Consider the following 5543-nt stretch of genomic DNA (forward strand, 5'->3'; position numbering starts at 1 on the left):
GGGTTCGTCGGGGCTTCGCGGGGGTCCTGGGCGGTCCTGCTCCTCGTCAAGTCGGCTCCCCCGAGCGGTACTTGGCGGGCTGTTGGGTGCAACTGGCCCAGGAGTTCGCGGTCTTCGTCGTCGGCCTCCTCCGAGTCGAGGACGGCGAGGACCGGGGCGTACTCCAACTGCCGGGCGAAGGTGTCCGCGACGGTTCGCTGGTCCGTGGCCGCCGCCGCGAGGCCGGTATCGGCGAGGTCGTCGCCGTTGCCGAGGTACGGCAGGAGCAGGGCCGGGTCCACGGCGGTGATGACGCCGGTGACCGTGAGGCCACCGGACGTGATCACCTCGGCCATCGCCTTGGGTTCGACGGAGTCCCACAACTCGACGACGGCGAGCCGGACTTGACCGGACGCGGCGAGCCGGCGCAGCTCAGGGACCAGGTCCTCGCGCAGGGCGCAGCACGCACAGTCGTTGACGAGGGGGGTCTCACCGGCCGAGAGGATGCCGGTCGCGTCCCTGATCGTGCGGACGACCGTGCCGGCAGCGGCCGTAGCGAGGTCGTGGTGGAGTACGACGCTGCCGGGGACGTCGTGGAGGAGTTGGGCGACGGTCGCTCTGCGGGCGTCGGCGTGGAGGCCGGCGACGATCGCGACGGAGAGGTCGGGCACCGTCAGGCCTGCTTCCCGAACCGGCGCTCGAAGCGCTCCACGCGGCCGGCCGTGTCCAGGACGCGGGCCGTGCCGGTGTAGAAGGGGTGGCTGACGTTCGAGATCTCGACGTCCACGACCGGGTAGGTGCGGCCGTCCTCCCACTCGATCGTCTTCGCACTCGTCATCGTCGAGCGGGTGAGGAAGGCGTGGTTCGCGGCCCGGTCCCGGAAGACGACGGGGCCGTAGGGCGGGTGGGTGTTCTCGCGCATCGGGGTCAGCGCTCCTCTCGGAAGTCGACGTGGCGGCCGGCGGCCGGGTCGTACTTGCGCAGGGTCAGGCGGTCGGGGTCGTTGCGGCGGTTCTTGCGGGTCACGTAGGTGTAGCCGGTGCCGGCGGTGGACCGGAGTTTGATGACCGGGCGGAGTTCGTTGCGAGCCATGCCTGATACCTTACTGAAAATGAATTCCATTAGCAGCACCGGCTATGGCCCCGATCGAAGAGAGGTACGTCACTCGTGTCCGCCCACTGCATGCTGACCGGCGCACAGCCCGGCTTCGGCAACCGCATCTCCCACTCCCACCGGCGCACGCCGCGCCGTTTCGACCCGAACATCCAGTCCAAGCGCTACTGGCTGCCCGGCGAGGGCCGGTACGTACGGCTGCGGCTGAGCACCAAGGGGATCAAGACCGTGGACGCGATCGGCGTCGAGGCGGCCGTGGCCAGGATTCGCGAGCGCGGGGTGAGGATCTGATGGCGAAGAAGAGCAAGATCGCGGCGAACGAACGGCGGCGGGAGGTCGTCGCGCGGTACGCGGCGCGGCGGGCCGAGTTGAAGGAGATCATCCGGCGGCCGGGTTCGACCGAGGCCGAACGGGCCGCTGCCCAGCGGGAGTTGCGCAGCCAGCCGCGCGACGCGAGCGCCACGCGCGTTCGCAACCGCGACCAGGTCGACGGGCGGCCCCGGGGCTACTTCCGCGCCTTCGGACTGTCCCGGGTGAACCTGCGCGGGCAGGCTCACAGCGGATACCTACCGGGCGTCCGCAAGTCCTCCTGGTAACCACTGGTAGCTTGCTGCGGTCGTTCCGGCCGAGGCCGAGGCCAACGCCGATCGGGCGACCGTCCGCGTCCGGCTACAGCTTGGGAGCTACCAGTGACTACGGCGTTTTCGACGGTGTCGACGGTACGGATGGCGGCGGCTGCCGCCGGTCTGGTGGGCGCGCTCGTCCTGACCGCGTGCAGCGGTGACTCCTCGGACGACTCCTCGTCCACGCCGAGCGCGTCCTCGTCGGCGACGTCGACCGCGACGGCGGACTCCGGTGGCTCCGGCAGCAGCCCGTCGGCCGCGTCCGACGGACTACAGGGCAGTTGGCTCGCCACGGCGGGCGGCAAGGCGTTGGTCCTTGTGGTCACCGGCAAGCAGGCCGCGCTGTTCACGACCGGTGGCACCGTGTGCAACGGGACGGCCGGCGAGGAGGCGGGCATGAAGATGATCCACCTCAAGTGCACGGACGGCAGCAAGACCCGGGCGACCGGAATGGTCGACTCCGTCAGCAAGTCGAGCCTCGCGGTCACCTGGTCGGGGAGTACCGGCAAGGAGACGTACACGCGGGCCGAGGGCGGGAACCTGCCGTCGGGTCTGCCTACGGCGAGCTTGGGGTCGTAGACCTGGCGTAGCCCCGGGGGCTTGGACCTGGCGTGGCTCTGGGGCTGTAGGCCTTGGAGTGGGGGACGTGTGTGGTTCCTGAGGTGCGGGCCGGTCGGCGGAGGGGGGTTCCGTGCGGGATGATCGGCTCATGCGCACCATTCCCCTCGCCGTCGCCGCATTCGCGTCGGCTCTGCTTCTGACCGCCTGCGACAGTGGCGGCGGCGGTGGTTCCTCCGACAGCAAGAACGGGTCGGCCTGCTCGTTCGACGGGGTCGCCGTCCAGGTCGGGCCGGCCAGTACCGCTCCGGCCGCCGGTGACACCGGTGAGGTGCCCGTCTCGCTCACCAATCAGAGCAAGCCGTGCGACCTGGAGGGTTTCCCGGGCGCCACGCTGGAGGGCGGCGGCACCAAGGTCGTCCTCTCCACGCAGAAGGGCGCCAAGGCACAGAAGCTGAGGCTCGCCAAGGGCGACGCGGCGTCCTTCACCATCACCTACGTGCGCGGCAAGGCGGGCGACAAGCTGAGCCTGGCCGCGACGAAGGTGGTCATCACCCTGCCCGGCAGCAGCGACACCGCGAGCTACAAGTGGTCGTACGGACCCGTCCAGGGCAAGACCTCGGTGAGCGACTCGGACGCCTCGATCGGCGCGTTCACGCAGGCCGGCGACTGACGCGCCTCAGGCTTCCCCTCAGTCGAGTCGCGGTCGGGCCCTGACCTGGGCCCGGTCCGCCGCCTCGGCGCCCTCCGTCCAGCCCGCCTCGTCGGTGACCCCGCGCAGGCGGGTCGTGGTCGTCTCCGGGAACATCGCGTCGACGCGGTCGGTGACGGCGACCTCGCGGGTGGCGAGCACCGGAAGCAGGTCGTCGGTCACCTGCGTCCCGGCGGCCTCGGCCAGCCGGTCCCCGATGCGGTGGGCGTAGGCCGCGAGGAAGGACTGCCGGAAGGTCTTGGTCCGCCGGCGGCCGCCCGCCCGCTGGGCCGCCTCCGCCCGTGTCATCGCGGTCGTGGCCTGCACGAGGAGCGAGGTGTAGAGGAGCTCGACCACCTCCAGATCGCCCTCGAAACCGACGACGGTCGAGAAACCGAAGGCCTCGTTCCACACGGCCCGGCAGTGGTTCGCCCCGGCCACCGCGTCCAGCAGCACCGCCTTCGCCTGTTCGTACGGCGCCTCGACCCCGATCCGGCACGCGCCGGGCGCGTCCTTCGCCGGCGCCTGCGCGTCGAGCAGCGCCTCGTCGATACTGTGCCGCGCCATCAGCTCCTGCGCCTTGGCGCTCAGCGCCTCCGCCTCCTCCGGGAACCCGGTCGCCTCCGCCTTCGCGAGCAGCGCGCGGATCCGGGTGAGCATGCGGGAGGCGGGTCGGCGGCTGTCGTGCCGTTTCGGTTCGTGCTCGTGCTCGTCGAGGGGTTCGAGGCTCGGCAGCCGCAGCAGGAGGCGGTACAGCTCCAGCACCGTGGTCGCGTGCGTGAAACGGTCGGTGCGGGGCGGCTCTTCGGCGGTCAGTTCGTCGAGCTGGGCCTTCCAACGGGGGCCGCGCGCCCGGTCGTCCGGCACCTGCTCGCGGATCAACGCCGAGACGAGTCGTACGTGTACGTCGTCCAACTCCCGCCGCACCAGCCGTACGACATCCGCGGGCTGCCAGCCCCGTCGCCATGCCGCCGCCACGAACTCCCGTCCTCGGCGGGCGAGTTCGGGGTCCGCCGTGGGATCGGCGGCGAGGATCGAGGCGCCCGCGTCGAGGGCGTCGTGGGTGTCGGTGTAGAGGGCGGCCTCGAAGGCGCGCTCGACGGTGGTGGTCTTGCTGCTCACGGCTTGATCGTGTCATGGGGTGGCGGGAGGGAGGGGGCGCGGGGAGTTGTGCGCGCCGTTCGCGATGGGGGCGGCGGCGTGCCTGACGGGGTTGGAGGCTGTGCTGCGTTGTGCTGTGCTGTGCTGCCGTACTGATCCGGCTTTCAGCCGGTGCCGAAGCGGGGCCCATTCATCCACACCCTGTGGATAACCAACTCCCGCCGGAACCGGGGGCGTTAGGCGCAGTGTGGAGTGCGGCGCCAAGCCCGACCCGCGCGTCTTCGAGTTGGCCGCGCGGCGCGTCGAAGTCGAGGCGGAGCGCCGCCTGTTCGTCGACGACACCCTCGGGCATGTGGTCGCGGCCCGGGAGGCCGGGCTGACGGGGCTGCACTACGAACACGTCGGTCAACTCCGGGACGTGGTCGCGCCGTTGCTGCGCCGAGAATGACGCCGCACGAGGCCGACTGTGACTCCGTACGAGAATGACGCCGTACGAGATCGAGAGTGACGCCTGACTCGATCGCACCCTCACCTTCAAGGCGACTGTCAACCAAGGGTTGACGCCCATCCGCTGTCAACCTACGGTTGACACATGACGACCAACCCGAACGTCACCTCATCCGTACGTCTCGACGACCTCATCGACGCCATCAAGAAGGTCCACCCCGCACCGCTCGACCAGCTCCAGGACGCGGTCATCGCCGCCGACCACCTGGGCGATGTGGCCGACCATCTGATCGGGCACTTCGTCGACCAGGCCCGGCGTTCCGGTGCGTCCTGGACGGACATCGGCAAGAGCATGGGCGTCACCCGGCAGGCGGCGCAGAAGCGCTTCGTGGCGAAGGAGTCGGCGGATCTCGATCCCAGCCAGGGGTTCAGCCGGTACACCCCGCGCGCCCGCAACGTGGTCATGGCCTCGCACAACGAAGCCGTCGCCGCCCGCAACCCCGAGGGCCGGCCCGAACACCTGATCCTCGGTCTGCTCGCCGAACCGGACGCCCTGGCGGGCAAGGCGATCGTCGCGCAGGGGGTCGTCCTGGACTCCGTACGCCAGGCCGCCACCGCCACGCTCCCGCCCGCCGCCGACGAGGTCCCGGACCTCGTCCCCTACGGCCCCGACGCCAAGAAGATCCTCGAACTCACCTTCCGCGAGGCCCTGCGCCTGGGCCACAACTACATCGGCACCGAACACATCCTGCTGGCCCTGCTGGAGCACGAGAACGGCGAAGGCGTGCTGAACGGCCTGGGCATCGACAAGCCCACGACCGAAGGGCACATCGCCGAGATGCTGCACCGGTTGCAGGGCTGAGTCGTAGAAAGGTCTGAGCCGCTTCTCAGAAGGGACTGAGCCGCAGGTCACGGGGATTGTCAGTGCCGCCTGCCACACTCACGGACATGACCGATCGCTGGGCGCTCGCTCCGGCCGAGGGTGGTGGTGTGGAGGTCGCCGCCCTCGGTCCTGACGGGCTGCCCGTGGG

General features: G+C 70.5%; 10 protein-coding genes. 6 read left to right on the forward strand and 4 right to left on the reverse strand.

Going from position 1 to position 5543, the window contains the following annotated elements:
- The 3 genes from ACNFOC_RS50185 to rpmG all read right to left on the reverse strand — a co-directional run.
- On the reverse strand, window positions 1–650 hold a 650-nt coding region (locus ACNFOC_RS50185; RefSeq protein ID WP_416965667.1), incomplete at its 3' end, for a GTP-binding protein.
- Window positions 651–652: 2 nt separating this feature from the next.
- Window positions 653–901, reverse strand: a complete 249-nt coding sequence (locus ACNFOC_RS50190) for a type B 50S ribosomal protein L31 (RefSeq protein ID WP_416965668.1) — start codon at window positions 899–901, stop codon at window positions 653–655.
- A gap of 5 nt (window positions 902–906) precedes the next feature.
- Entirely contained in the window at window positions 907–1071 is a 165-nt protein-coding gene (gene rpmG, locus ACNFOC_RS50195) for a 50S ribosomal protein L33 (protein ID WP_200691314.1), read from the reverse strand.
- A 75-nt stretch (window positions 1072–1146) separates the two neighbouring features.
- Here rpmG and rpmB point away from each other — a divergent pair, with 75 nt between their 5' ends.
- The 4 genes from rpmB to ACNFOC_RS50215 all read left to right on the forward strand — a co-directional run bounded on the left by rpmB (window position 1147) and on the right by ACNFOC_RS50215 (window position 2946).
- Window positions 1147–1383 carry a 50S ribosomal protein L28 gene (gene rpmB / locus ACNFOC_RS50200; protein ID WP_416965669.1) on the forward strand — a complete coding sequence of 79 codons (237 nt, stop codon included), beginning with the start codon at window positions 1147–1149 and terminating at the stop codon, window positions 1381–1383.
- Window positions 1383–1688: a 30S ribosomal protein S14 gene (rpsN, locus tag ACNFOC_RS50205; protein WP_406123747.1), complete on the forward strand. Its 306-nt coding sequence runs from the start codon at window positions 1383–1385 to the stop codon at window positions 1686–1688. The genes rpmB and rpsN overlap by 1 nt, the downstream gene beginning before the upstream one ends.
- 129 nt (window positions 1689–1817) lie before the next feature.
- On the forward strand, window positions 1818–2294 hold the full coding sequence (locus ACNFOC_RS50210) for a hypothetical protein (RefSeq protein WP_416965674.1): 477 nt from the start codon (window positions 1818–1820) through the stop codon (window positions 2292–2294).
- Window positions 2295–2424: 130 nt separating this feature from the next.
- Complete coding sequence (locus tag ACNFOC_RS50215) at window positions 2425–2946, forward strand: DUF4232 domain-containing protein (RefSeq protein ID WP_416965670.1); 522 nt, start codon at window positions 2425–2427, stop codon at window positions 2944–2946.
- 18 nt (window positions 2947–2964) lie between these two features.
- On the opposite strand, the gene ACNFOC_RS50220 is transcribed toward ACNFOC_RS50215, so the two are convergent.
- Complete coding sequence (locus ACNFOC_RS50220; protein WP_416965671.1) at window positions 2965–4086, reverse strand: DUF2786 domain-containing protein; 1122 nt, start codon at window positions 4084–4086, stop codon at window positions 2965–2967.
- 226 nt (window positions 4087–4312) lie between these two features.
- On the opposite strand from ACNFOC_RS50220, the gene ACNFOC_RS50225 reads away from it, so the two are divergent.
- Window positions 4313–4513 carry an HAD-IA family hydrolase gene (locus tag ACNFOC_RS50225; RefSeq protein ID WP_416965672.1) on the forward strand — a complete coding sequence of 67 codons (201 nt, stop codon included), beginning with the start codon at window positions 4313–4315 and terminating at the stop codon, window positions 4511–4513.
- 144 nt (window positions 4514–4657) lie between these two features.
- Complete coding sequence (locus ACNFOC_RS50230) at window positions 4658–5374, forward strand: Clp protease N-terminal domain-containing protein (RefSeq protein WP_416965673.1); 717 nt, start codon at window positions 4658–4660, stop codon at window positions 5372–5374.
- The last annotated feature ends 169 nt before the right edge of the window (window positions 5375–5543 follow it).

This window comes from Streptomyces colwelliae (assembly GCF_048158785.1).
Lineage (GTDB): Bacteria > Actinomycetota > Actinomycetes > Streptomycetales > Streptomycetaceae > Streptomyces.